This window comes from Mesorhizobium kamtschaticum (genome assembly GCF_056174585.1).
On record NZ_CM149691.1, the window covers coordinates 2,994,089 to 3,018,331 of the forward strand.

A 24,243-nucleotide genomic window follows, 5' to 3' on the forward strand; every position below is an offset into this window, starting at 1 on the left:
TCTCCAGTCCGAGAACCAGGACCATGCTCGATTTCAAGCCTCGTCTAACGCTCGCGAATGACCCTCGGTGCATCAGACAGCAGGGACAGGTCGCATTCGAGTTCGACCTTTTGCCTTGGTATCCAAACGCCCACGGTGAAACCGCCCCAGGTCTTGAGTGATATGGAAGCGCTCTCACCGCGGAAGGTGGTCCTCACCCACTGCGGATAGAAGCTGGGATGCAAGCAAAACAGCACCTGATCGCCGGTGACCGATGATGCGCCGTGTATGGCCACCACGCTCAACGTAAGAGATACGAACTGCTCACTTTTGGTGTGATCGAAGCGGGCAACCACGGAGAAACCATCGCTTTCAGCTTTTCCACCGAAGCGTCCCTTGTTGGGGTCGGTAGGTGGCCCTGGCGAGCGGCTCAACGCCGGCGCGTCCGCCGGCATCGACCAGGACTGTTGGTCGCTCTTGCCAGATGTTTCATCGCTGGCAACGCGTTGCGTAGAAGCCTTGGGCACCACCCGCGGCGTTGTGTCCAGCCCGATCCGCCCGAGTTCGATCGTTCCGCGGAACGCGATCGCTCCGTGCTGGCGGCTTAACACGCCCGATGTGTTGCGATCGGGCGCCAGAGTGCCCTTGGCGAGTTTCTTCGGGTCACGGCGCCGCCATTTGAACGTCGCTCGCGACTCGCATTGCAGGGGTAGGTCTCGTTGCCATCTGGCAAGGAGCGACCGGCTGCGGCTGGCGATCTTCTCATCGACCTGTTTGAGGGCACCAAGCGCGATCAACATCTCGCCGATCAGCTGGTTTGAGTAGGAGAAATATGGAGAGCCGAGCGCTTGCGCCTTCGCCAGCGCGGCGACCGCGCCCGCGGCCGCTGTGCGGCGTGCTTCGGCATCCGTCCCCGCAGAGGTGAGCAGCGACCGTGCATGGATGACGTGCGAGTCGTAGGCCCAGGGGGCCTGGCTCAGCAGAGCGTCGACCCAATGCTGGTCTATGCGGTTGAAGACGTCCGGAAACCGCAAGGTCAGCAAACTTACCAGGATGGCCGCCCACGGATCGGCCTCCGCTCCCCGCATGTACCGCCATGCTGTGCTGCCGTCGAGAACGCCCTTACTGACTGCGATAGCTTCCTCCTGTGTACCCGCCGCAAGGGCTCGGAACAGCGCGCGCCGTTCGGGATCGACAGGTGTGACCTCCAACTCCACATCCGATGTGGACAGCTGTGATGGCGACAACGCGACATTTGTACCTCCACGGTACATGGGCAGCAGCAAACGCTCCACCCTGACGCGCTCGACCGCAAGAGAGAGGCGGACACGCGGCCGCGTGTCGTTCGCGAGCATCTGCTGCTCCTGGACGAGCACGGTTAGCCTGTTGCTGACGAGATCGACGGAGGTCGTACCTTGAAACGGTCTCCAGGACTCCTTGCCTGGCAAGCCCTCGGCGGCCAGCGCGATCGTGACCCGCTTCTTGGTTCCGGCCGATCTCACTGTCTTGAGGACAGTCCTTGGTGAGCTCTCTTCGAATGCGAAGCTGACATCCGGCGCCACTTCGTTCCTGGCCTTGCTGAGCGCCTCCACGGCCGCTTTCTGATCCGATACGTTGAGAAAGACCGGATTGTTGCCGCCTGCCGCCAACGAGGAGAAGACCGGCATAACGACGTTGTTGGCGATCCCCGACTTGACCTCGAAGATGACGGATTGGGGGCGAACACCGGCCGGTGTGATCTCAGCGATGTAGAAGCCGGGCGGTGTGTCGAAGCCGTCGCGCGTGCGGTCGTTCGGCGTGGCGATCCACTCCTTTACAACGCCGGTCTCGCCGCTGATCTTGACGGTCCCTACGGAAAGATCCGCAGGTGCCTCGAAGCTGAGCTTGGTGCTCATGTGATCGGTATCCTCAGTTCGAAGATGGGGCTGTTCGGCACGAAGACACTGGCGTGGCAAGCCGGATTGGCTGCGGCGACGGCATAGAGCGGGAACAGACCACCTGGCACATAGGCCAGCCACGCATCGGATGTAGGCTCTCCCCGCGCATCGATCCAAGGCTTCTTTCCACTGTCGTTCGGGCAGATGCCAAGCTCGAAGCGTGTCATGGCGTCCTCAGGATCTGTCAGTACAAGCATGGGCAGTCTCGGATTGGACGGCTTGACGATCGACACCACCTGATTCTGAGTCATCGGATGGGAGGGTTCGAATGGCTCGGCCCTCCAATCCGGTCGGTACGCCCGTTGCAAAAGCTTCAAGTCGTCGAAGAGGCCGCTGGGATGCACGGACCAGGCGTTTCCACGCCAGCGCGCGGACGCGCCGTTCAGACCTTTGATGAGCGTCTGGGTGAATCTTCCGAATTTCACGGCCCCGCCCTCCATGGGTCCCTCATAGGCGAGTACAGCCTCGGATGCAGCGCAGAGCAGAGACACTTTATCGCGTCCGACCTCGAAAGGATCGGGAGGCGTGACGAATCGGCTCAGGTCCTGCGAATTCGCGAGCTCGAAACGCGGGATGAATTCGCGGCAGGTGTCCGCGAAGAAGAAGGCTGCCGCGACCCCGTCCAGGTGCCGCAAGGCAGATGCTGTCATGCCGATATTGTGGTGTGCCCAGGGATTGACCGCATTCGCGTTGAGATCGGACAGGAAGACGACGGGTCGGGTCGACAGCCCGGCCCCGTGGCCGCAAGCATAGCAGAAGGCGATTTCGCCGGGCTTGGCGGTAAGTTCGGTGCTCCATTGTGTCCCCGCCGCCAAGACATTGGCAGTGTCAGCAGTCGCCACCGGCTTAGCATTGAGCCATGTATATCTGTCCTGTTGGTCTGGCGGGTCGGCAATCACGACTTCAAGCGTTGCGAGAGGAGCGGCGAGTTTGTCCTGGTTGGCGATGAGCCAGTCGCACATCAGTTTGGCGCTATCGGCCGCACTCGGGAGGTCCTGAACCGTCCGCAGGTCCTTCCTGACACCTAGCCCCGGCTTGGCGGTGGGGTAGTGGCCGACGCCGACCACCAGCGCATGCGTTCCGGATCCCGCAACTGCCCGTTTGAATATCTGCGTCATCTCGACCTCAGATCACTTTCAGGTCTTGAAGCCGCTTGCGGCAGCGCGCGTAGAATTGCGGCCTCTTGAAATATGTCGTGTGGGCGGAGGCCAGTCCGGTGATGGAATCGAACGAGAGGTCCTCGACGCCGCTAAACATTTTGTCGGTTCTGAAGGCCAGAGGGTCGATTGGGTCGAATACGTTGTACCAGGTCTTTACACTGTCGGGCCTGGGCGTCGGCCCTCCCGCGGGGGCCTGGCGGTCGAACACGCCCATGGCCTGGAACAGCCCGGGCTGAGAACCTACGGTGATGAGCGCATCGACCTTGAGATCTTGCGGCAGTTCCGGTGCAGGGGCCGACAGCAAGTCGTAGAGGATCACCCCGCCCAGGCTGTGGCCGATGATCACCAGCGGTTCGTTCTTCGCCTTCGCTTCAGCGTGCGCCTTGGCGATTGCGTCAGTCACCCTCTTGCGGATCTGGTCGCGCAGGTCGCCCCGCTTCAGGTAAACGAAGACATCCCCGAGGAAGAACGCAATTGCGGGGCTGAGATGATCCCGGACAGCGTCGAATGCGACAGTCGAGACAGCGTTCCGCACCCGGTCGGCGACGGCGCTCACCGCATCCTTGATTGTGCTCTGGAGCCCGAACCCCTTCGGCAATCCCTTCTCCAGTTCGAAGACAATCTCGTCGTTGGTCTGGCTGGACTGGATCGGCGACTTCCCCGACGCCACTTGCCCGGCAGCGTTGCGGAAGGCCTCGATTTCTCTGTCGGTCAACAGGCGTTCCTCGGCATCCACTGTTTCCAGGAGCACCGTGAAGATCGCGTCAAGGGCGGCGGTGGCGTTCTTTTGTGCAATGGCGGCCACGGCGGAATCGCCTTGGGCGCCTGCGCCGGGGTCCGCTCCACCCAGGCCGGCGCCCAGGCCGAAGCTCTTCACCTTGCCGGCGGTGGCGAACACAGCCTCGTCGATCGCGGGTACGAGATCCCCCCAGAGCGGCGAATGAATGGTGACCTGTTTGCCTTCGAACAGAATGTCCTTGATCAGCCTGTCCCTGTTCTCGACGGCCGTTTTGTATCCTGCCCCGGGTCTTGTTGCCACACCGTGAATGAAGACCAAATGAGTCATTCGCCCCCCACCCCGGGTCAAAGACAAGTCAAGAATTAAATCGTATCGACTATTTCAGACATAATCAAACTCTACTTCTTCGGCGATCCAGTTGGGATCGACCTCGATCGGTGAGGCAATTCAGCGACGCCGCGTGGCTGATTATTTGTTTGAGGTCGGCGGCAGGATGGACGCCATCCGCCGCCCATACATCTATTCTCCCCGCCGTTGATTGGAATTGGCGCGGTCTTGCCGAATTGGTCTGAGGTGAAAAGCAACGGTTACTACACCGCAGCGTGTAGCCGCCGCCGATGACGATGTCATATACGGCGGCGCCGCAGCAGTTCGTTTCGTGCAATTCCGGACGGAAAACCGCCGCGCACTTCTCCTGCCTTATTGATTGATCTCGGGCTCGACCAGCTTTGCCAGGTTTCTCAGCGATTCCTGCCAGCCGAGATAGCAGGCCTCGACCGGGATGACGTCGGGGATGCCAGCCTGGGTGATGTCGATTTCGGTGCCGACCGAGACTTTCTTCAGGATGACGGTTACCTGGATCTCGCCGGGCAAATTGGGGTCGTCGAATCTGTCAGTGTAGCGCAGGCGCTCGCCGGGAACGAGTTCAGATACTCACCGCCGAAGGCATGGCTGCCACCGGTGGTGAAGTTGCGGAACGACATCTTGAACGTGCCGCCGACCTTGGCCTCGAATTGATCGACCGTGCAGGTGAAGCCGTTCGGCGGCAGCCACTTGGCCAGCGCATCGGCTTCGACGAAGGCGCGGTAGACCTTTTCCGGGCTGGTGGTGAGAACGCGGTGCAAACGTACGGTACCGGGCATATCCTGTCCTTTCATGATGCCTGTTCGATGTCCCAAGGACGAACCAGGCTTGGCCAGTCCGACACAGGCTCTCAAATTTTTTGAGAACCCAGCCGCAAGCCTGTGTAGCAGGCGTAGGGCGGTTCAGGTCGCTTTGGGACTCGATTTTCTGCGGCTGGCCCAATCGTCGCAAATGCGGAACCGGATAGCCATTATGAGGCGATTGTTTATAACGGTCGCTCAGATTGCCATATCCAAGGGGAGACGATGCGCTACATACGTCCGCTTTCAATCGAAGATGCCGTTGGCCAATTGGCCGGATCGGCTGGCATATCAGCCATTCTGGCCGGGGGCAGCGACCTGCTGGTGAGGATGAAGGGCGGTTTTGTCGAACCCGACCTGATCATCGATATCAAGTCGATCGCCTCCTTGAGCGAAATCCGCGAAACGGCCGAAGGCTTCAGCATCGGCGCCACTGTCCCCTGCGCCGTGCTGGGTGAGAATGCGGCGCTGAAGAAGGCATGGCCCGGCGTCGTCGAGGCGGCCAAGCTGATCGGCTCGAAGCAGGTGCAGGGCCGTTGTACGATAACCGGCAATCTGTGCAACGCCTCGCCGGCGGCCGACAGCGTGCCGGCGCTGGTGGCGGCTGGTGCCAGGGCTCTGATCGCCGGACCGTCGGGCAAGCGTACCATTGCCGTGGAGGCCGTGCCGATCGCGCCGGGCAAGACCTCGCTCGTCAAGGGCGAGATCATCGAAGCGATCCTGCTCGACAAGCGCTCGCCGCGTTCGGGCGATGCCTATCTGCGCTTCATTCCGCGCACCGAGATGGATATCGCCGTGGCCAGCGCCGGCGTGAACCTGACGATCGACGAACACGGCGTCGTCACGGCCGCCCGTGTGGCGCTGGGTGCGGCTGCCCCCACCGTGCTGCTGGTCGAGGAGGCCGCCGAGGCGCTTATCGGCAGAAAGCTGGATGAAGCCGCCCTCGAGCGGCTGGCAAAAGTCTGCGCCGGCGCTTGCCGTCCCATCGACGACAAGCGCGGTACGATCGATTTCAGACGCAAGGTTGCGGGTGTGCTGGCCAGGCGTGCCGCCACGACCGCCTACGCACGTGCAGGAGGCAAATGATGGCTGGTATAGCAGTCTCGACGACAATCAACGGCGACAACATCGAGTACCTTTGCCAGCCTGACGAGACGCTGCTCGACGTGCTGCGCGACCGGCTCGGGCTGACCGGCGCCAAGGAAGGCTGCGGCACCGGCGACTGCGGCGCCTGCTCAATCATCCTCGACAACCGGCTGGTCTGCTCATGCCTGGTGCTGGGCGCCGAAGCCGAAGGCCGGCGCATTGAGACCGTCGAGGGCATGGCGCATGGCGACCAGCTGCATACGCTGCAGCAGAAATTCCTCGAGCATGCAGCGCTGCAATGCGGCATCTGCACGCCGGGTTTTCTGATCGCGGCCAAGGACCTGCTGGCGAAAAACCCCGACCCGAGCGAGGAGGAAATCCGCTTCGGCCTGGCCGGGAACCTGTGCCGCTGCACCGGCTATGACAAGATCGTGCGCGCCGTCCAGGACGCGGCACATGTGATGAAGGGAGCCTGAAGATGAATTTCGATCCGCGTTTTTCCGGGCGTAAATTCACATCCGTCGGCACACGCCCCATCCGTCCCGACGGCGTCGACAAGGTGACGGGCCGTGCCCGCTACGGCGCCGACTTCAACATGGCCGGCCAGCTGGTCGGCCGCGTGCTGCGCAGCCCGCATGCGCACGCCATCATCCAGAAGATCGACACCTCAAAGGCAGAGAAGCTTCCCGGCGTGAAGGCGGTGATCACCGCCGCCGATCTGCCCGACCTGACCGATGGCGATGCCGCCATGTACGACATCCTCGACAATTGCATGGCACGCACCAAGGCGCTCTATGACGGCCATGCGGTGGCCGCGGTCGCCGCCGTCGATGCCCGCACCGCCAGGCAAGCGCTGAAGCTGATCGAGGTCGACTACGAGCTCCTGCCGCATGTCACCGATGTCGATGAGGCGATGCAGCACCACGCCCCGCTGATCAACGACACGATCTTCACCGAGGGCCTCGAGGAAAAGCCGGTAAAACCCTCCAACGTCACCAAGCGCAGCCAGTTCGGCCATGGCGATGTCCATCAGGGCTTTGGGCACGCCGACTTCATCGTCGAACGCTCCTTCAAGACCGAGCAGACGCACCAGGGCTATATCGAGCCGCATGCCTGCGTGGCGAGCGTCTCGTCCGACGGCACCGCCGACCTCTGGGTCTGCACGCAGGGCCATTTCGTCTACCGCCAGCATTGCGCCCAGCTGCTCGGCATGGAAGCCTCGAAGCTGCGCGTCACCTCTTCGGAGATCGGCGGCGGCTTCGGCGGCAAGACCCATGTCTGGGCCGAGCCGGTGGCGCTTGCCCTGTCACGGAAAGCCGGACGGCCGGTGAAGCTGGTGATGACCCGCGACGAGGTGTTCCGCGCCTCGGGCCCGACCAGCGCCACCTCGATCGACGTCAAGATCGGCGCCCGCAAGGATGGCACCATCACCGCCGCGGAAGCGACACTGCGCTACAGCGCCGGCCCCTATGCCGGCTCCTGGGCCGAGATCGGCGCCATGACGGCGTTCGCCTGCTACAAGCTCGATAACGTCAAGACGGTGGGCTACGAAGTGCTGGTCAACCGGCCGAAGACAGCGGCCTATCGCGCGCCGTCGGCACCGATGGCGGCGTTCGCGGTGGAAAGCGCGGTCGATGAGCTCGCCAAGGAGATCGGCATGGATCCGGTCGACTTCCGCATCAAGAACGCCGCGCAGGAAGGCACACGCTCGTCCTACGGCCCGGTCTATGGCCCGATCGGCATCGGCCCGACGCTGGAGGCGGTGAAGAACCATCCGCACATGAAGGCGCCGTTGGGCAAGAACCAGGGCAGGGGCATGGCCTGCGGCTTCTGGTTCAACTTCGGCGGCCAGACCTGCGTGGACCTCAACATCGGCATGGACGGCTCGGTGTCGCTGGCCGTCGGCACGGTGGATGTGGGCGGTTCGCGGGCGTCGCTGTCGCTGGTGGCGGCGGAGGAGCTCGGCATCGACTATGCCCAGCTCAAGGCGGTGGTCGCCGACACATCCTCCCTCGGCTACAACGACATGACCGATGGCAGCCGCGGCACCTTCTCCTCCTCCATGGCGACCATCTCGGCCGCCCGCAACGCGATCAAGATCCTGCGCGAGCGCGCCGCGCAGATGTGGGACATTCCGGTCGACGACGTGGTCTGGGAACAGGGCCATGCGCTGGCCAAGGGAGAGAAGTACGGCAACCTCGCGGCACTTTCGCTGAAGGAGATCGCGCTGCAATCCGGCAAGACCGGCGGGCCGATCGCCGGCCACAGCGAGCTCGTCGCCGACGGCGCCGGCGTCTCCTTCGCCACCCATATCTGCGACATCGAGGTCGACCCCGAGACCGGCTCGACCCGGGTCATCCGCTACACGGTGGTGCAGGATGCCGGCAAGGCGGTGCACCCGACCTATGTCGAGGGCCAGTACCAGGGCGGTGCCGCGCAAGGCATCGGCTGGGCGCTCAACGAGGAGTATATTTACGGCAAGGACGGCCGGCTGCAGAACGCCGGCTTCCTCGACTACCGCATCCCGGTCTGCTCCGACCTGCCGATGATCGACACGCAGATCCTCGAAATCCCCAACCCCAACCACCCCTATGGCGTGCGCGGCGTCGGCGAAACCTCGATCGTGCCGCCGCTGGCGGCGATCGCCAACGCGGTGTCGAACGCGGCGGGCGTGCGCATGACCCACATCCCGATGTCGCCGCCACGCATCCTGGCGGCCATCGAGGCGGAACGGGGAGAGTAGGTCTGGTCGAAGTCACCCTTTGGGGCGCGCTCGGCCAGCTCGCCGGCGGCAAGAGCAAGGTCGAGGTCGAGGCCAAGGACATCAGGGAGCTGTTCAGGAAACTGGCTGAACAGTATCCCGGGTTTGAGCCGTGGATAGATCGCGGGATTGCCGTGGCGATCGACGGGGTGATTTATCGCGATACGTGGTCGAAGAAGCTGCCGCAGGGGGCGGAGATTTTTCTGCTGCCGCGGCTGGCGGGGGGGTGAGGGGGGTAGAGGCCTCGCCGAAATCGCTTGGCATCAAGGCCTCGAACGTCTTGCTGAGGCCGGAGAACGAACCCGCTGCGCGGGAGGGCGCCTGCGATTGAGGTAGAGGGCACAGGCCGGGCGTCGCGCCTGCATTGAGCGTCGTCCGGCGGGGGCAGAGCATGACGGGCTTCTTCAACAAGGAGCCTGACCATGCAGCACCCCGTTCTCGATGGACCCGTCAGCCCGCTGCGCCGGCGGCTGATCGACGACATGAACATGCGGCGCTTCTCACGCGAGACGCAGCGCAACTATCTCCGCGACATCGGACGCCTGGCGACATTCCTCGGGCGCTCACCAGACACCGCTACCGCCGACGACCTGCGCCGGTTCCAGATCGAGCAGCAGGAGGACGGCGTTCCCGTGCCAACGATGAACAGCATCGTGTCGGCGCTGCGCTTCTTCTTCACCCACACGCTCGACCGCCCGGACCTGGCGCGCAGGCTTGTCCGGCTGGCGCATCCGCGCAACCTGCCCGTGGTGCTCAGCCGCGACGAGGTGGCCCGGCTGCTCAACGCCACCACGTGTCTCAGCACCAGGCCGCATTGTCAGTCGCCTATGGCGCGGGCCTGCGGGTCGCCGAGGTGTCGATGCTGAAGGTTGCCGACGTCGACAGCGAGCGCATGCTGCTGCGCGTCGAGCGTGGCAAGGGCGGGCGCTATCGCAACGCCATGCTCTCGGAGGACCTGCTCACGCTTCTGCGGGAGTGGTGGAAGGTCGGACGTCAGCAGGGCGTGATGCACCGCGACGGCTGGCTGTTCCCCGGACAGCATGCGATGAAGCCGATCAGCACGCGGCAGCTCTATCGCATAGTCGTCGAGGCGGCCCAGGCCGCCGACATCGCCAAGCGGGTCGGGCCGCACACGCTGCGCCACAGCTTCGCCACCCACCTGCTGGAGGACGGCACCGACATCCGGATCATCCAGGTCCTGCTCGGGCATGCCAAGCTCAACAACACCGCCCTTTACGCGAAGGTGGCGACCCGGACGGTGCGTGCCGTGACGAGCCCGCTCGACAAACTGGGGCTGTTCAAGCCGGGAGAGGTCTCGCCCGACATCTGAGCCGTGCGCGCCTCGATCGAGGTCGCGGACATCTTCCGTGCTGCCGGACCCGCTTACCGGGCCGCCCATGCAGGTCACCTGAGCCTCGCCCAGCTCAAGGTCATGTCGGCGATCGAGTATTGCCGCACCGCAGCCCTTGGCGGTCACGTCGAGGCTTGCGAGGACTGCGGCCAATGGCGGATCGCCTACAACTCCTGCCGCAACCGGCACTGCCCGAAGTGCCAGGGCGCGATGGCACGGACATGGTTGGCCGAGCGCGAGGCCGACCTGCTGCCGGTCGGCTACTTCCATGTCGTGTTCACGCTGCCCGCCGAGGTCGCCGACATCGCGTACCAGAACAAGGCGCTCGTCTACGACCTGCTGTTCAAGGCGGCAGCGGAGACGATGCTGACTATCGCCGCCGACCCAAGACACCTCGGCGGGCGCATCGGTATCACCGCGGTGCTCCACACCTGGGGATCGGCGATGACGCACCATCCGCACCTGCACATGATCGTGCCGGGCGGCGGCATCGCGCCGGACGGAAGCCGCTGGATATCTTCTCGGTCGGCCTTCCTGCTTCCGGTGCGCGTACTCGGCAAGCTGTTCCGACGGCTCTTCCTCACCCGGCTGGTCGCGCTACACGACGCAGGACGGCTCGCCTTCTTCGGATCGATGGCGCACCTGTCCGCGCGGCAGGCATTCGTGCGGCACCTGTCGCCGGTCCGCAAGAAGCGCTGGGTGGTGTACGCCAAGGCGCCGTTCGCCGGGCCGGAGGCGGTGCTCGCCTATCTGTCCCGCTATACCCACCGGGTTGCGATCTCGAACCGCCGCCTCATCCGGTTCGATGAGGCAGGGGTCACGTTCCGCTACAAGGACTATCGTCGTGACGGCACCGATCGGCAGCAGGTCATGACGCTCGCCACCGACGAGTTCATCCGCCGATTCCTGCTCCACATCCTGCCACGTGGCTTCCACCGCATCCGGCACTACGGCCTGCTCGCCGGCTCCGCTCGCAAGACCAGCCTCGCACGCGCCCGCGAACTGCTGAACGTCGTTGCGCCGTCGGAGGACGACAACTCGGTAGAACCGACTGATTTCCGTCCGCCATGCCGGTGCTGCGGCGGAAGCATGATCATCATCGAGACGTTCGAACGGTGGCGACAGCCGCGCGGACCGCCGGACACCACGGCGACGAACCGGGAGAACTCTCCATGACCCGGCATGGCATGCTCCAGCCTTCAGCCGCAGGCACTCAGCCTCCGGCAACGGACCCACGCGTGTCCATGGTCATTATCGACGCCGAACGGGTCGCGTCCGGCCGCGCGACGAGCCGACAATACCGCGTGACTGAAAGGCGAAACGGTCCGTCCGCATCAAACCCGCCACTTCCCAGCGGCGGTCGCGCCATCGCCGACACCAGCCGAAAATCGAAATCCCCATAACCATCGCCTGTGGCCCGCGGGTTCCTTCCTCGGGGACTTTCGTACGCCTGCCGGCGCCCGAAACTCTTCACGGTAGCGGACAGGCAACTTCTCGCGGTCGAAAAAACGATCGCGGACATTCAACCGGGTGGATCCAAGGTCTCAGATTGACCCTTAGCGGACGATCAACCGTCAACCGGGGAAAATGCCGTCTCAGCTTTGGCCAAATGACCTGGCTGACATGGCAGACCAGAATTAGCGCCGGAGCCTTTATCCAGGTGACTGTGCATTGCTACCAACCATAGCGGCGACCGTGCGCTAGTCGGGCTCAAAGGCCAGCGACTTGGCCAATTGCGCGGCCGTGTGCTTAAGGTCGGCCACATGTCGCTCAAACGCGTCGCCAATGATACGATGATACGGTCCGGTAAGGCCGATGGCATAGATCACACCAATTGCCTTGGTGTGAATGGGGCACGCGATCGAGGCCAGGCCCTCCACGTGTTCCGCCATATCGGTCGCGTAACCCTTTGCACGGACGACCTCCAACTCCTGCCTGAGCTTGGCCTTGTCGGTTGTCGAATTCGCAGTGAGGGCTGCCAGGGGCTGTTCGAGCAGCGACGCGACGACCTGTTCTTCCTGCCATGCCAGGATTGCCTTGGCGGAGGCGGCGGCGTTGATGGGCATGATACTCCCAGGAACCACGTATGTCCGCACGGGCGTGTCGGGCGCTTCACTGTTAACCGAGCGGATCTGCAATCCGGAGAGTTTGACGATGAAGCAGGACTCGCCGGTCTTGTCAGCCAGTGCCTGAAGCGGCCGCTTGGTCGCGATCTCGATCCAGCTGCTGTCGGATGCCGTATGCAGCAAGCGCAGGAGCCGTCGCCCAAGAACGACGTTGCGGCTCTTGATCCCGCTCGCTGCAACCAGGCCTGCATCACTCAAGGTCTTCAATAGCCGATTCACAGTGCTCTTAGGCAGGCTGAGCATGGTCTCGATGTCACTAGCAGCCAAGCCCTCCGGAAAAGGCGCCAACACCTCGAGAACGGATATGTACCGCTCGAGCGGCCCATCCTGGTTCGTCAGATCGTCCATCACCACCAGCCCTGCCTGATTGTCGGGAATGACAGGGTTAGCGCAGCGCCGTTCCAGTTTCTAGGCCAATAAACCAATAAATGGTACCTAGCTTGACAATCGCAAGAGAGTTCCGATAAATGGAACTTAGTGCCATTAATTGAGAGATTTCCCTTTATGCCGAGCTCCCTGCCGCGCGTGACATATTCAAACACCGGGACAGACTTTTCTCCGGTTCATGACCGGCTCGATCAGTTGATTCCGATTTTTGAAGCCGAAGGACTCGGCCGCTCCTGGACAGCGAAATTTGCCAGTGGGCCATCATATTCGATCATCAGCCCGATCGACGGTGCGCTGTTGTTGGGGGCGTTTCCAACCTCGACAGTATCCGACATCCGAGCTGCAATCGCTGCGGCCAGCGCGGCGCGCGGTGCCTGGTCCGCAAGTTCGCTGGAGGACAGGTTGGATTTCGCGTCCCGCTGGGAAGAAGCGCTTGCCGCCGAGAAATACAATCTGGCACTGGCGGCACTTTACGAGATCGGCAAATCGCGCATCGAGGCCGTTGGCGAAGCCGAAGAGTGTCTTGATATGGTGGCGTACTACCGCAGTGAGCTTGAGCTTCGCAACGGCTACGCGCAGCCAATGAACGAACTGGTGCGCAACGAGACCACCAGAAGCGTTCTGCGCCCCTACGGCGTCTTCGGCGTGATCTCGCCCTTCAATTTCCCGCTGGCGCTTTCGATCAACATGATCTGCGGTGCACTGCTGACGGGAAATACGGTGGTCTACAAACCTTCCCGGACCTGTGCGCTTACCGGGTTGATGCTGGCCGACACGCTTAAGGCGGCCGGCCTGCCACAAGGCGTATTCAACATTGTGATCGGCGGACGTGTGGTCGGCGAAACCCTCGTAAGCTCGGCCGATGTGGATGGCATCGCCTTCACCGGCTCTTACGAAACAGGCATGGGCATTTTCCGTCAATTGGTGGCGCAGGACCACGCAAAGCCATTGATCGCCGATATGGGCGGCAAGAATCCGGCCTATGTCAGCCGCAACGCCGATATTGCTGTGGCGGCCGAAGGTGTCGCCCGATCTGCATTTGGTCTGCAGGGGCAGAAGTGCAGTGCCTGCTCGGTCGTCTATGTCGATAGGACCGTCAAGGATGAGTTCGTTTCCGCGATCAAGGCGTTTGCCGCTACCTTGCATATCGGCGACCCGCGAGCGCGTGAGCAGTTCATGGGGCCGCTATACGATGCGCCGAGTGTTGCCCGCTTCACTGCCGCCGTTGAAGAGGCGCGCTCCAGAGGCGTTGTCCATTTCGGCGGCAAACGCCTCGAAGGTCTGACGGGCAATTACTTCACCCCGGCCATCGTCGAATTGGGCGAGCGAGACCGGCTGACCAACGACGAGCTCTTCATGCCCTTCCTGGTCATCCGGCCGGTGGACGACCTGCAGTCAGGCATCGAAGAAGGCAATGACGTCAATTACGGTCTGTCCGCTGGTGTCTATTCACGGGATCAGGCCGAAATCGACTATTTCCTGGCGCACGCCCAAGCCGGAGTGCTTTATGCCAACCGCGCCAGCGGCGCCACGACCGGGGCCTGGCCGGGTTCGCAGCCTTTCTGCGGGTGGAAGGGGTCGGGCGTTACAGGCAAGGGCGGGCTCGGGCCGCACTATTTGCCCCAGTTCACGCGCGAGCAGAGCCACACCGTGATGCACAAGCGCTGATTGGTCAGGTCAAGATGATATCGCCAAACGGTTCGCGCATCGGCGGCGCCCGCGCAGTCACAACCGAAACCCTGCGTTTCGCGCCTTATTGGTGGGACGCCGCGACCCCTGTTGCCAGTCAGGAAGTCCCATTGCCTCGCGTGGCGGATGTCGTTGTTGTTGGATCTGGTTTCACCGGCTTGCGCGCGGCGCTTGTGTTGGCGCGCAGGGGGCGAGAGGTCGTCGTCGTCGATCGCGAGGATCCAGGTTCCGGGGCTGCTCGCCGCAATGCCGGGTTTCTCGGCCGTGTGCTCAAGAAGTCGTTCATCGGCCTGCAGAACAGCCGCGGCCTGCCGCACGCGATCCGCGTCTATCGCGAACTCGATGACGCTTACCAGACCTTGATGAATTTCATCACCGAGGAGCAAATCGACTGTCTTGCCGCTCGCGACGGCCGCTTCGTCGGGGCAACCTCGCCTGCGCACTATGAATTGCTGGCGCGCGAACTCGGCGCCGTCAACAAGCACCTCGATCTGCCTTATGCGATGATCGGGCGCCAGGACGTTCGCACGGAGCTGGCCACCGACATCTATCATGGCGGTGCCACCATTCCCGATCTCGGGTCGTTGCATCCGGGGCTTTATCACCAGGGTTTGCTGGACAGAGCCGCCGCCGCCGGTGTCCTGATCTGCGGACGGACCGACGTGATGGGAATCGTGCGCCAGGGCGGCCCGTACCGCTTCTCGGTGACAACGACCGCCGGCAACGTTGCGGCGCGTGACGTGGTCGTGACCACCAACGGCTACACGACCGCGCGATTGGGCTGGTGGTCGCGACGGGTGATTCCATTCCAGGGCTACATGGCTGCCACCGAGGAACTTGCGCCTGAACTCGTCCGCAAGATCATCCCGCATCGGCGCGTGGTCATCGACACCAATACCGACATCGACTTTTTCCGGCCGGCGCCGGACAGCAACCGCATATTGCTCGGCGGCGCAACAGCCGGCGGCATGCAGTCGGCTGACGAAATCGCCCTCAAGATGCATGCCATCATGGCGCGGGTGCTACCGGACCTGCGGCAGGTCAAGCTCAGTCATGTCTGGACCGGGTTTTGCGCGGGCACGTTTGACCTCATGCCACACGCCGGCGGGCGGGACGGCCTTTGGCATGCCATGGGCTACAACTTCGCCGGCGTCACCATGGGCAGCTATCTGGGTCACAAGATCGGCCACCAGATATTGGGCGACCCCAAAGGCCAGACCGTCTTCTCCCAGGATCGGTTTCCGACCATGCCGTTCTACCGCGGCAAGCCCTGGTTCCTGCCGGCTGCCATGAAATATTTCGACTGGAAAGACAAAAAGACTGCCCGCACGCCGCTGGGCAAGCTCAAGGCGCATTGAGCCCGACGCCCAATGCGCATTCTTCAAACCGAGATCGACACATGAACTATCCCGAGAACTCTCCCGAATCTGCCAGGCTTTATGAGCGGGCCAAGGCGGTGATGCCTGGCGGCAATACGCGGACCACTGTCTATTTCGACCCCTTCCCGATCTACGCGGTGCGCGGCGAAGGCTGCCGCATGTGGGATGCGGACGGGCACGTCTACATCGACTGCATCAACAATTTCACGTCGATGATCCATGGCTATGCGGTCCCGTCCATCAATGCGGTTGTGAACGACCAGTTGGGGTTGGGAACCGCGTTCGGAGCACCCACATCGAGCGAGATCGATCTCGCCGAACTGCTTGTATCGCGCCTGCCAGCGGTCGATCAGGTTCGGTTCACCAACTCGGGTACCGAGGCAGTGATGATGGCGATCAAGGCGGCTCGGGCGTTCACCGGCCGGCCTAAGATCGCCAAGATCGAAGGCGCCTACCACGGGTCCTATGATTACGCCGAAGTCAGCCTCGATTCACGGCCCGACAATTGGAGCAATACGCCTGCGCCGATCGCATATGCCGAGGGAACGCCGCAAGGTGTGCTGGATGACGTTCTCGTCCTGCCCTTGAACGACATCGCGACGGCACAGGCGGTGATCGCCGAACACGGTCCCCAGCTGGCAGCGATCCTGATCGATCCGCTGCCCAACCGCGCCGGACTCATTCCGGCACGGCAGGACTATCTTGCAGCGCTGGCCGAGGCGGCGCGTGCCGCAGGTGTGTTGCTGATCTTCGATGAAGTCATCTCGTTTCGGCTCGGCTATTCCGGTGCGCAGGGCCTGTGGGAGATTGCGCCCGATCTGACCGTTCTGGGCAAGATCATCGGCGGCGGATTTCCCGTTGGCGCCGTCGGCGGGCGCGCCGACGTGATGGGCGTGTTCGATCCAACGCGCGGAAAACCTGCGCTGCCACATGGAGGCACGTTCTCGGCCAATCCTGTCACCATGCGTGCCGGGCTGGCGTCCATGCAAGCGTTGACGCCGTCTGTTTTCGAGCGGCTCGACAGGATCGGCGAGACCGTTCGCCAGGGCATCAATGCATCGTTTGCCCGGCGCGGTCTGGCCGGCGTTTGCGTGGGCCTGGGTTCGCTGTTCAAGGTTCACTTCACCGATCAGCCGGTGACCGACTACCGATCTGTCTATCCGAACGCCGAAGCGCGCCGGAAACTGGGCATCTTTCACATGGCACTGCTCAACCGCGGCATTCTGGCGGCCGGATACGGCTTGTTTGCGCTTTCGACCCCGATGACCGACGGCGACATTCTGGAGATCATCAAGTCGGTGGATGAGGCTTTGGCCGAAGTCGCCGCTTGACAATGAGAGCGTACTTTGGTCAATTCCCGAAAATAGGGACAAAGTACCGATAAATGGAACTTCTGGAATTGGCGCGTTTTGAACCTCACGGTTCACGGCGGACGGAAGACTGCGCTTGAAGCAAGCCAGGGCCGCTGCGCGCCGCAAGGAGGACACAGATGGACGAACAGAAAATGCCAGCCGCCGATCAGACGACGCGAATATCTGCGGTTCGGGACGAAACCATCGTCAAGCTGAGCAATATCGTTGTCGAGTTCGGTACGCATCGTGCGGTCAACGACGTCTCCCTGGAGATCCAGCGTGGCGAAGTGGTCGCCATCGTCGGGCCGAGCGGTGCTGGCAAGAGCACCTTGTTGCGCTCGATAAACCTGCTGGAACGGCCAATGTCGGGCTGTATCGAGGTGTGCGGGCGTCGGTTCCATGCTGGTGCCCCCACCTCCGACCGTACACTCCTGGACCTGCGGCGCAGCACCGGCATGGTGTTCCAGTCCTTCAACCTGTTCCCCCACATGACCGTGCGCAAGAACATATCGCTGCCCCAGCAGCGCGTGCTGGGTCTCACCCGGGCGGAGGCTGACGAGCGCACCGACCAACTTCTCGTCCGAGTGAAGCTGGTCGCCAAAGCTGAATCCTATCCATCGCAACTGTCGGGTGGGCAGCAGCAACGCATCGCCATAGCGCGCGCGCTGGCGATCGGTCCAGAGGTGATGCTCTTCGATGAGCCGACTTCGGCACTGGATCCCGAACTTGGACTCGAGGTGCTCGCGGTCATGCGGGAATTGGCCAAGGACGGGATGACGATGATCGTCGTCACCCACGAGATAACCTTTGCCGCTGATGTCGCCGATCGCATCATCGTCATGGCCGATGGCGCGGTGATCGAGGACGGTCCGCCCGAGTCGGTCTTGAAGAACCCGACCTCGCCACGGTCGCGCGAATTCTTCCGAGCAATCCTGGACCGCCAATGATCGAGACCTTGCAAACACTGTTGGCAGGTGTGCCGTGGACCCTCGGAGTAACGTTCGTCGCTTTTGCGATTGGGGCAGTGCTTGGAGTTCCGCTCGTTCTCATGCGCCGGTCAAAGTCGTTTCTGCTGCGCATGGTCAGCAGAACCTTGATCGACGTCCTGCGCGGTATTCCGCCAATCGTCTGGCTGTTCATCCTGTTCTTTGGCATCGGCACCTCGATCATCGATCTCAACCCTTTCCAGGCATCCGTGATCGGTCTTGGGCTGGTTTCCGCCGCCTATCTGGCAGAAATCTACCGCACTGGGTTTCTGGCGGTGCATTTCGGCCAGGCGGAGGCGGCGACGGCTCTGGGTATGTCCGGGCCCGATGTCATGGCACTGATCGTGGGGCCGCAAGTGATGCGTGTCGCGATCCCGCCGGCGACCACTTACCTGATCAGCCTGCTCAAGGACTCGGCGGTCGCGTCCACTCTGGGTGTCACCGATATTTCGTTTCGCGCGTTCCAGCATGCGCAAAGCACCGGCGGCGGTTTGCTGCCGTTCATGCTGGCCGCGGCACTGTACATCCTGCTGTCCATCCCAGTCGTCTGGCTATCGCGATCAGTGGACACCCGGCTTCGCAAGCGGGTGTCGCGATGATGGACGTTTTGGGAACATGGTGGGGCTGGGTTCCCCAACTCGCCGGCGGCCTCTGGGTCAGCGTGCAATTGCTGTTCTGGTGTCTGCTTTTCGGATTTCCAGCGGGGCTGATGATGGCGCTGACCTCGTCCAGCACGCTGCGGACCGTCCGATGGACCAGCATCGTCCTGGTGGAGATCGGCCGTGGCGCCCCTGCATTGGTCGTCCTTCAAATGGTGTATTTCGGATTGCCCACCGTCGGGCTCACATTCGCGCCTTTTGTATGCGGCGCCATAGCCCTGTCGTTGACGACAGCGGCCTATACCAGCGAGATCCTGCGGGCAGGATTGCAGTCGGTCCCTTACGGCGAAGTGGAGGCCGCATCGGCCCTCGGCATGCGCCGTCGGGATATGTTGCGCTATGTGGTGATCCCGCAAGGCGTCATGGTGGCCACGCCAGCATTGCTCGGCTTCGCCATCCTCATGTTTCAAGTAACGTCGCTCGCTTTTACGATAGCAATTCCCGAACTACTGAGCCGGGCATACAGAATAGGCGCATCAAATTTCCAGTATCTGGATGTTCTGACTGCCGCAGGCCTCTTCTATTTGGCGGTAACCATACCTTTTGGCTGGCTTGTCAGCTTCGTCGAAGGGCGCATGGGCCGGCATCTCAACAAATAGCCCTCTGCGCACCTGGAGGGCTGCGCAGGATATTTTGCAAAGGAAACAGAACTCGAAGTCGTTCAAACAATCACAGAGGAGAATGAGCAATGAGTATCGGATACAAGATCGCTGTCGCGGCAGCTGCCACCATCGTATTCGGAACGCATATGGCCAGCGCCACAGCCTGCACGCCAAAGTTCAAATTCGATCCGATCAAGGCCGGTGTTCTGACGGTGGCCCTCACCAACACGCCGCCATACTCGTTTGAAGACAAGAGCGCTGTCGCTGGCATCGACGGTGACTTGGTCAATGGCTTCGCGGCAGAGAACTGCCTGAAGGTCGAGTATCAGATCTACACATATCCGGCAGCCGTTTCGGCCATCCAGTCGGGCAGAGCCGACGTCGCCATCGGCGGCTTCTATCGCACCGCTGCCCGTGCCAAGGTCGTGGCGCTCAGCCCACCGGTTTATCTGGATCAGATCGCCGTGGAATCCACGAAAGGTTTCGAAACGATCGATCAACTGAAGGGCAAGGCCGTCGGCACGATCGAAGGCTATGCCTGGGTCAACGACATGGAAACGCAGTTCGAGGGATCACGGACCTACCCGTCGTCACTCAACCTGGCGCAGGACGTAAAGGCAGGACGTCTCGACGCCGGCCTTGAGGGGTTCGGTGCGGCGCTGAACCTCACCCAGGGTTCGGATGTCCAGGTGAAGTTGTTGAAGGCGGATAAGCGGATCGCCGCGACTACGCTCGCTTCCCAAACGGCGTTCTTACTGCCCTTGAACAACAAGGCTCTGATCAAGGCGATGGATACGACCTTGGCCGTCTACCACGGCGACGGTACGGTCGTTAAGGCGCTTGAAGCGCATGGCTTGCCTGCATCCGCCGCCGATGTGGGTGAACCGCACGTCATCGAATAAGGCAGGATTGATCACTGCCTTTACAGGACCCGGGGCGCGCAGCGTCCTGGGTCGTCACACCGGTGCAGGGAGAGAAGATGGTTACAGATAGCCGCATCGCCGCAGTAATCGGCAATGGTGTCATAGGCCACGGAATTGCCGAGGTGCTCGCAAAAGCAGGCTGGACCGTGCGCTTGATCGGCCGAAGTGAAGCCAGTCTGACCCGGTCGCTGGAGAATATCCGCCTGAGCCTGAAAGAGTTCGTCGACGCCGGTCTGTTGAGCCTGGAGAACGCCGAGACCTCGCTCGCGCGTATCTTGCCTCACACCGAAATCGCTGACGCCGCGATGGCCGAACTGATTTTCGAAGCGGTTCCGGAGGACATGGATCTCAAGCGGAATATCTTCGCGGAACTCGACCGGATTTGCGCGCCCGAAGCGATCCTTGCGTCGTCGAGCGGGCATCCTGCGAGCGCCCTCGACACGCTTGTCTCCGGAAAAGAGCGTGTCGTCGCGGCTCACTTCTGGTATCCGCCCCAATTGCTGCCGCTGGTGGAAGTTTGCGGCAGCCCGCGAACCAGGCCCGATGTCGTTGAGCGGATTTGTCGGGAGTTGAAGGCAGCGGGCAAGGAACCGGTGGTCATCGATCACGAACTTCCGGGCTTCATTGGCAACCGAATTCAGTTTGCTGCTCTGCGTGAAGCCTGGTCGTTGTGGGCCGCTGGCTTTGCGACGGCGGAGGCGATCGACGCCATCGTTCGAAACTCGATTGGCCGTCGGTTGGCAGTGACCGGGCCCATCGAGTCCGCCGACATGGGCGGGCTTGATACGATGTATCACTTTGCCAGCTTCCTGCAGCCGCATCTCGACGTTTCCTCCGGGCCGCCCGACGCGATAGGGGCACTTGTGAAGGCCGGGCACCGTGGCGTGCCGACAGGGCTCGGCGTTCGCGAGTGGGGCAACGGAAAAGGACAGGAGCTCAAGTCCAAGCGCCGTGCGGAACTGATCCGCTGGCTCAAGGCCGATGCGGCCGCTTCATCGGACTGACAGACCTTCGTTCTCGTCGCCCGATGGGCGGCGAGGTTCGCATAGTGGTTGAACGAGGCGGGACTTTTGGAAGGTGACGACAATCCGGCGGCCTCCATTTCGAGCATTTGCCAAGATGGATAATCCTGGGCGCAACTCGGTCGTTGTCGACCCTACAGCGACGCCATTGATGAACGCTTATGGCGCAACAGAGTCCTACAGCGCGGTCCCTGTGAAGTCCGCTTTCGGGAAGCGGCAGCGATTATCTCAATGGCCGATATGAGGCGCAAGGCAGTCAGGGTCGGTCTGCGAAGCTAGGTCACCCGCCCTCCCACCTCACAACAAAAACGTCTGTCTTTCCCGCAACGTCGCCGTGATCGCGCCAATCCCCACCTCGATCTCGCACCGGATCAGGCCTTCCAGCGCTGACGTCGCGCCCGTTCCGCCGGTCCCGACCTTAGCTACGCCCCAAACACCCCCGCCGCCTGCGCGCGCATATACGCCAGCGCCGCAACCGCCAGATCCCCCACGGCCATGCCCCGGAACACGAACGCCGTGGCCTCGCTTGGGTTCTGCCGCCCCGCATAGTCGCCGCAGACAAGGCCCGTCAGGTCGCCGGCGACCAGCGCTGGGTCGACCATGGGTTTGGGCATCTGCTTCTCCTGCTCCAGGTCGTCGATGACGATGCGGTCGAAGCGGCGCATCGTTGCGGGCAGCCAGGGCAATGCGAGGTCGGTGATGGCGGTGAAGCTTCCCGGCTTCAGCCATTTCGCATTGAGGAACGGTTCGGGTTCGGGCACCAGGGTCACGGTCGTCACCACGATGTCGGCGCCCTCCACGGCGGCCCTTGCCGTATCGCTGGGGATTGCTTCGAGGCCCCGCGACCGTGCCATCTCGCAAAGCGCGTCGCGATTGCTTTTGCCGCGCCCGAAGGCGCGGATTTCGCGCAAGGGAAAAAGATTAGCGAATGCCTCTAAATGTCCACGCGATTGCACCCGCAGCCGATGAAGGCGATCGACGACGCATCGTCCCGGGCCATGCGCCTGGCGGCGACGGCGCTCAGGCCCGCCGTGCGTTTGGCCGTCACCCAATTGCCGTCGACCAGGGCCAGCGGCAGACCCGTCTCGGCATCGAGCAGCGTGATCAGCGAATTGATCGTGGCCAGTCCGCGCTGGGCGTTGCGGGGATTCACCACCAGCGACTTGGTGGCCAGCACTGGTGGCACGGACGCGACGCCGAGCGTGGCCATGATGTAGCGGTCGTCGCCCGGCCACACGGCGGCCTTCGGCGCGCACCAGACTTCGCCCCGCCGCTGGCCGACGATCTGGCGTTCGATCTCGTCGACTATGTCAGGCGTGGAGATCGCCAGGCGATCGAGAACCGCCGACGACAGATAGGGCAGGGTCTCGGCGGCCGGGGACTGGTTGTTCATCTTGTCATGTTCCCAAGGAGACCGTCAGACTACACGATGTGCACGGTGCCGAAAGCCTTGGCGATGCCGGCGAGCGGTTTGGGGAAGCGGCTCATCCCGGCGGGCCGGCGGAAGGGAGGATGGGCGAGCCGCCTGTCGCTTTCATCGCCAACCTCACAGCAAAAACGTCTGCCGCTCCCGCAACGTCGCCGTGATCGCGCCAATCCCCTCTTCGATCTCACGCCTGCCGGCCAGCATCGCATCGCCCGCGACGCCTTCCAACATCGACCGCAGCAGCTCCGCCTGGCCGACGAGCACCGCATCCTTCTCCGCCAAGGCCGCGAGCGTGGCGGCTTCCTGGCGGTAGCGTTGGGTCATGCGGTCGTTTTCCGGCACCGGCTGGTGGCGGATCAGGCCTTCGAGGGCGCCGACCTCGCGGCCCAGGCGCTCGAGCGCCTGGGCGTTGGCGACGACTGTCGCGTCGGGGAACGGGTTGGCCCGCGTCGGCGGCTGGATGTTTTCGCGCCGGTAGCGGGCCTCGGCCTCGTCGACGGCGGCACGGGCGCGGCCGAGCAGCGAGCAGGCCATCTCGCGCACGCGCTGGTCGTCGGCGCGCAGCTGGTTTTCCTGGCGGTAGAAATTGTAGCCATAGCCATAGAACAGGTTGATCCCGACCCTGGCGAGCGGCCCGGCCTCGTAGAAGCGGCTCATCTTGTCGCGCCCACCTCGTCGCCCAGGGGATAGAAGCCCGTCGGCTGGCCGCCAATGTTGAAGGGCAGGCCGGCCGCGGCGTTGGGCGCCGACACCAGGCCCTTGTCGGCCATGCGCAGCGCCAGATAATAGCGCACCGCCTCGATGGGGCTGAGCCCAATCGCCTGCAGCGAGATCAGTTCGCGCATGCGCTCGTCGCGCGGCATGATCAGCACTTTGAGGTCGTTCAGCATGATGCCGTAGACCTTCAGGAAATCGGTGAGGTGCAGCTTCACTGCCTCGCGCACATCGCTGATGCGCTCGTTGATGTTCTCCATCTTGGTGACCTGGATGATCTGGTTGATCGCCTGCTCGATGGCCGGGCCGGCATAGTCGGCGATTTCCTTGGTGTCGATCACCGCGCCCGCGAACGGCATGTGGGTGATGAGATCGAGCGCCTCTTCCTTGCTGTCGATGTGGATGTAGTAGTCGACGACATAGGCCATCTCCGCCATCTCGGCTGAGGTGGCGATGCCCTCATTGCGCACCAGCAGCTTGGACCGGTTGATGTAGATGACCTCGTAGACCCAGGGCGAGGAGCCGCCGAAGAAGCCTTGCACGATCGATCCGACCAGCGGCTTGTCCGGCGTCTGCAGCGCATATTGGCCGGTCTCGTAGACGTTGAGCACCGCGCCGCGCGACTTCAGGATGCAGAAATGGTTGCTTTCCACCGTCAACAGCGAGCCTGAAACGATGCTCTCGTCGACGATCTTCATCGCCACGGTTCGGGTGCCGAGCGCGTCCGTGCCGTCGCGCTGCAGCGACGTGATGACCTGTCTGGTGATTGCCATGTCGAATTCCCCTCCTGATTTACCGGCAC

19 protein-coding genes and 3 pseudogenes are annotated in these 24,243 nt (G+C 62.7%); 14 read left to right on the forward strand and 8 right to left on the reverse strand.

What is annotated here, in order from left to right; genetic code table 11:
- Nucleotides 1-44: 44 nt before the first annotated feature.
- The 4 genes and pseudogenes from AC0V7N_RS14655 to AC0V7N_RS14670 form a co-directional block, all read right to left on the reverse strand.
- Nucleotides 45-1,874, reverse strand: coding sequence for a pYEATS domain-containing protein (locus AC0V7N_RS14655; RefSeq protein WP_475458616.1), 1,830 nt, complete (start codon nt 1,872-1,874; stop codon nt 45-47).
- Complete coding sequence (locus tag AC0V7N_RS14660) at nt 1,871-3,034, reverse strand: hypothetical protein (protein ID WP_475458617.1); 1,164 nt, start codon at nt 3,032-3,034, stop codon at nt 1,871-1,873. Before AC0V7N_RS14660 ends, AC0V7N_RS14655 begins: the two co-directional genes overlap by 4 nt.
- A 7-nt stretch (nt 3,035-3,041) precedes the next feature.
- The gene (locus AC0V7N_RS14665; protein ID WP_496627924.1) at nt 3,042-4,142 is read right to left on the reverse strand and encodes a hypothetical protein; all 1,101 of its coding nucleotides are present in this window, start codon (nt 4,140-4,142) and stop codon (nt 3,042-3,044) included.
- A gap of 372 nt (nt 4,143-4,514) precedes the next feature.
- Nucleotides 4,515-4,957 (reverse strand): annotated as a pseudogene (locus AC0V7N_RS14670) (SRPBCC family protein).
- Nucleotides 4,958-5,203: 246 nt separating this feature from the next.
- On the opposite strand from AC0V7N_RS14670, the gene AC0V7N_RS14675 reads away from it, so the two are divergent.
- From AC0V7N_RS14675 to AC0V7N_RS14700, 6 genes and pseudogenes are all read left to right on the forward strand, one after another.
- Nucleotides 5,204-6,064 carry an FAD binding domain-containing protein gene (locus AC0V7N_RS14675; protein WP_496627925.1) on the forward strand — a complete coding sequence of 287 codons (861 nt, stop codon included), beginning with the start codon at nt 5,204-5,206 and terminating at the stop codon, nt 6,062-6,064.
- The gene (locus AC0V7N_RS14680) at nt 6,064-6,540 is read left to right on the forward strand and encodes a (2Fe-2S)-binding protein (RefSeq protein ID WP_172349299.1); all 477 of its coding nucleotides are present in this window, start codon (nt 6,064-6,066) and stop codon (nt 6,538-6,540) included. Before AC0V7N_RS14675 ends, AC0V7N_RS14680 begins: the two co-directional genes overlap by 1 nt.
- A 2-nt stretch (nt 6,541-6,542) precedes the next feature.
- The gene (locus AC0V7N_RS14685; protein ID WP_475458624.1) at nt 6,543-8,807 is read left to right on the forward strand and encodes a xanthine dehydrogenase family protein molybdopterin-binding subunit; all 2,265 of its coding nucleotides are present in this window, start codon (nt 6,543-6,545) and stop codon (nt 8,805-8,807) included.
- Nucleotides 8,808-8,809: 2 nt separating this feature from the next.
- Nucleotides 8,810-9,055 (forward strand): MoaD/ThiS family protein, encoded by a 246-nt coding sequence (locus tag AC0V7N_RS14690; protein ID WP_140575064.1) that lies wholly within the window; start codon nt 8,810-8,812, stop codon nt 9,053-9,055.
- Between the two features lie 192 nt (nt 9,056-9,247).
- A pseudogene (locus tag AC0V7N_RS14695) lies at nt 9,248-10,155 on the forward strand (tyrosine-type recombinase/integrase).
- A gap of 3 nt (nt 10,156-10,158) precedes the next feature.
- The gene (locus tag AC0V7N_RS14700; RefSeq protein ID WP_475453809.1) at nt 10,159-11,352 is read left to right on the forward strand and encodes an IS91 family transposase; all 1,194 of its coding nucleotides are present in this window, start codon (nt 10,159-10,161) and stop codon (nt 11,350-11,352) included.
- 524 nt (nt 11,353-11,876) lie between these two features.
- Here AC0V7N_RS14700 and AC0V7N_RS14705 read toward each other — a convergent pair.
- Nucleotides 11,877-12,650 carry an IclR family transcriptional regulator domain-containing protein gene (locus AC0V7N_RS14705; protein WP_496627926.1) on the reverse strand — a complete coding sequence of 258 codons (774 nt, stop codon included), beginning with the start codon at nt 12,648-12,650 and terminating at the stop codon, nt 11,877-11,879.
- Between the two features lie 156 nt (nt 12,651-12,806).
- Here AC0V7N_RS14705 and AC0V7N_RS14710 point away from each other — a divergent pair, with 156 nt between their 5' ends.
- The 8 genes from AC0V7N_RS14710 to AC0V7N_RS14745 all read left to right on the forward strand — a co-directional run bounded on the left by AC0V7N_RS14710 (nt 12,807) and on the right by AC0V7N_RS14745 (nt 21,283).
- On the forward strand, nt 12,807-14,357 hold the full coding sequence (locus AC0V7N_RS14710; RefSeq protein WP_475458626.1) for an aldehyde dehydrogenase family protein: 1,551 nt from the start codon (nt 12,807-12,809) through the stop codon (nt 14,355-14,357).
- Nucleotides 14,358-14,497: 140 nt separating this feature from the next.
- Nucleotides 14,498-15,736, forward strand: coding sequence for an NAD(P)/FAD-dependent oxidoreductase (locus tag AC0V7N_RS14715; protein ID WP_475460335.1), 1,239 nt, complete (start codon nt 14,498-14,500; stop codon nt 15,734-15,736).
- A 41-nt stretch (nt 15,737-15,777) separates the two neighbouring features.
- Nucleotides 15,778-17,088 carry an aspartate aminotransferase family protein gene (locus tag AC0V7N_RS14720; RefSeq protein WP_475458628.1) on the forward strand — a complete coding sequence of 437 codons (1,311 nt, stop codon included), beginning with the start codon at nt 15,778-15,780 and terminating at the stop codon, nt 17,086-17,088.
- Nucleotides 17,089-17,246: 158 nt separating this feature from the next.
- The gene (locus tag AC0V7N_RS14725; protein WP_496627927.1) at nt 17,247-18,056 is read left to right on the forward strand and encodes an ATP-binding cassette domain-containing protein; all 810 of its coding nucleotides are present in this window, start codon (nt 17,247-17,249) and stop codon (nt 18,054-18,056) included.
- Complete coding sequence (locus AC0V7N_RS14730; RefSeq protein ID WP_475458633.1) at nt 18,053-18,694, forward strand: amino acid ABC transporter permease; 642 nt, start codon at nt 18,053-18,055, stop codon at nt 18,692-18,694. The genes AC0V7N_RS14725 and AC0V7N_RS14730 overlap by 4 nt, the downstream gene beginning before the upstream one ends.
- Nucleotides 18,691-19,353 carry an amino acid ABC transporter permease gene (locus AC0V7N_RS14735; RefSeq protein ID WP_475458635.1) on the forward strand — a complete coding sequence of 221 codons (663 nt, stop codon included), beginning with the start codon at nt 18,691-18,693 and terminating at the stop codon, nt 19,351-19,353. Before AC0V7N_RS14730 ends, AC0V7N_RS14735 begins: the two co-directional genes overlap by 4 nt.
- Before the next feature lie 89 nt (nt 19,354-19,442).
- The gene (locus tag AC0V7N_RS14740) at nt 19,443-20,258 is read left to right on the forward strand and encodes a transporter substrate-binding domain-containing protein (RefSeq protein ID WP_496627928.1); all 816 of its coding nucleotides are present in this window, start codon (nt 19,443-19,445) and stop codon (nt 20,256-20,258) included.
- Nucleotides 20,259-20,335: 77 nt separating this feature from the next.
- The gene (locus AC0V7N_RS14745) at nt 20,336-21,283 is read left to right on the forward strand and encodes a 3-hydroxyacyl-CoA dehydrogenase NAD-binding domain-containing protein (protein ID WP_496627929.1); all 948 of its coding nucleotides are present in this window, start codon (nt 20,336-20,338) and stop codon (nt 21,281-21,283) included.
- A gap of 440 nt (nt 21,284-21,723) precedes the next feature.
- Here AC0V7N_RS14745 and AC0V7N_RS14750 read toward each other — a convergent pair.
- The 3 genes and pseudogenes from AC0V7N_RS14750 to AC0V7N_RS14760 all read right to left on the reverse strand — a co-directional run bounded on the left by AC0V7N_RS14750 (nt 21,724) and on the right by AC0V7N_RS14760 (nt 24,214).
- Nucleotides 21,724-22,694: pseudogene (locus AC0V7N_RS14750) on the reverse strand (ornithine cyclodeaminase family protein).
- 153 nt (nt 22,695-22,847) lie between these two features.
- On the reverse strand, nt 22,848-23,384 hold the full coding sequence (locus tag AC0V7N_RS14755) for a hypothetical protein (RefSeq protein WP_475458641.1): 537 nt from the start codon (nt 23,382-23,384) through the stop codon (nt 22,848-22,850).
- Complete coding sequence (locus AC0V7N_RS14760) at nt 23,381-24,214, reverse strand: SPFH domain-containing protein (RefSeq protein WP_475458644.1); 834 nt, start codon at nt 24,212-24,214, stop codon at nt 23,381-23,383. The genes AC0V7N_RS14755 and AC0V7N_RS14760 overlap by 4 nt, the downstream gene beginning before the upstream one ends.
- Nucleotides 24,215-24,243 lie beyond the last annotated feature (29 nt).

Coding starts and splice junctions, on each gene's coding strand:
- AC0V7N_RS14685 (WP_475458624.1), top strand. CDS start 6,543: ATGAATTTCGATCCGCGTTTTTCCGGGCGTAAATTCACATCCGTCGGC.
- AC0V7N_RS14720 (WP_475458628.1), top strand. CDS start 15,778: ATGAACTATCCCGAGAACTCTCCCGAATCTGCCAGGCTTTATGAGCGG.
- AC0V7N_RS14655 (WP_475458616.1), bottom strand. CDS start 1,874: ATGAGCACCAAGCTCAGCTTCGAGGCACCTGCGGATCTTTCCGTAGGG.
- AC0V7N_RS14675 (WP_496627925.1), top strand. CDS start 5,204: ATGCGCTACATACGTCCGCTTTCAATCGAAGATGCCGTTGGCCAATTG.
- AC0V7N_RS14730 (WP_475458633.1), top strand. CDS start 18,053: ATGATCGAGACCTTGCAAACACTGTTGGCAGGTGTGCCGTGGACCCTC.
- AC0V7N_RS14755 (WP_475458641.1), bottom strand. CDS start 23,384: ATGAGCCGCTTCTACGAGGCCGGGCCGCTCGCCAGGGTCGGGATCAAC.
- AC0V7N_RS14710 (WP_475458626.1), top strand. CDS start 12,807: ATGCCGAGCTCCCTGCCGCGCGTGACATATTCAAACACCGGGACAGAC.
- AC0V7N_RS14665 (WP_496627924.1), bottom strand. CDS start 4,142: ATGACTCATTTGGTCTTCATTCACGGTGTGGCAACAAGACCCGGGGCA.
- AC0V7N_RS14705 (WP_496627926.1), bottom strand. CDS start 12,650: ATGGACGATCTGACGAACCAGGATGGGCCGCTCGAGCGGTACATATCC.
- AC0V7N_RS14725 (WP_496627927.1), top strand. CDS start 17,247: ATGGACGAACAGAAAATGCCAGCCGCCGATCAGACGACGCGAATATCT.
- AC0V7N_RS14760 (WP_475458644.1), bottom strand. CDS start 24,214: ATGGCAATCACCAGACAGGTCATCACGTCGCTGCAGCGCGACGGCACG.
- AC0V7N_RS14740 (WP_496627928.1), top strand. CDS start 19,443: ATGAGTATCGGATACAAGATCGCTGTCGCGGCAGCTGCCACCATCGTA.
- AC0V7N_RS14680 (WP_172349299.1), top strand. CDS start 6,064: ATGGCTGGTATAGCAGTCTCGACGACAATCAACGGCGACAACATCGAG.
- AC0V7N_RS14735 (WP_475458635.1), top strand. CDS start 18,691: ATGATGGACGTTTTGGGAACATGGTGGGGCTGGGTTCCCCAACTCGCC.
- AC0V7N_RS14745 (WP_496627929.1), top strand. CDS start 20,336: ATGGTTACAGATAGCCGCATCGCCGCAGTAATCGGCAATGGTGTCATA.
- AC0V7N_RS14660 (WP_475458617.1), bottom strand. CDS start 3,034: ATGACGCAGATATTCAAACGGGCAGTTGCGGGATCCGGAACGCATGCG.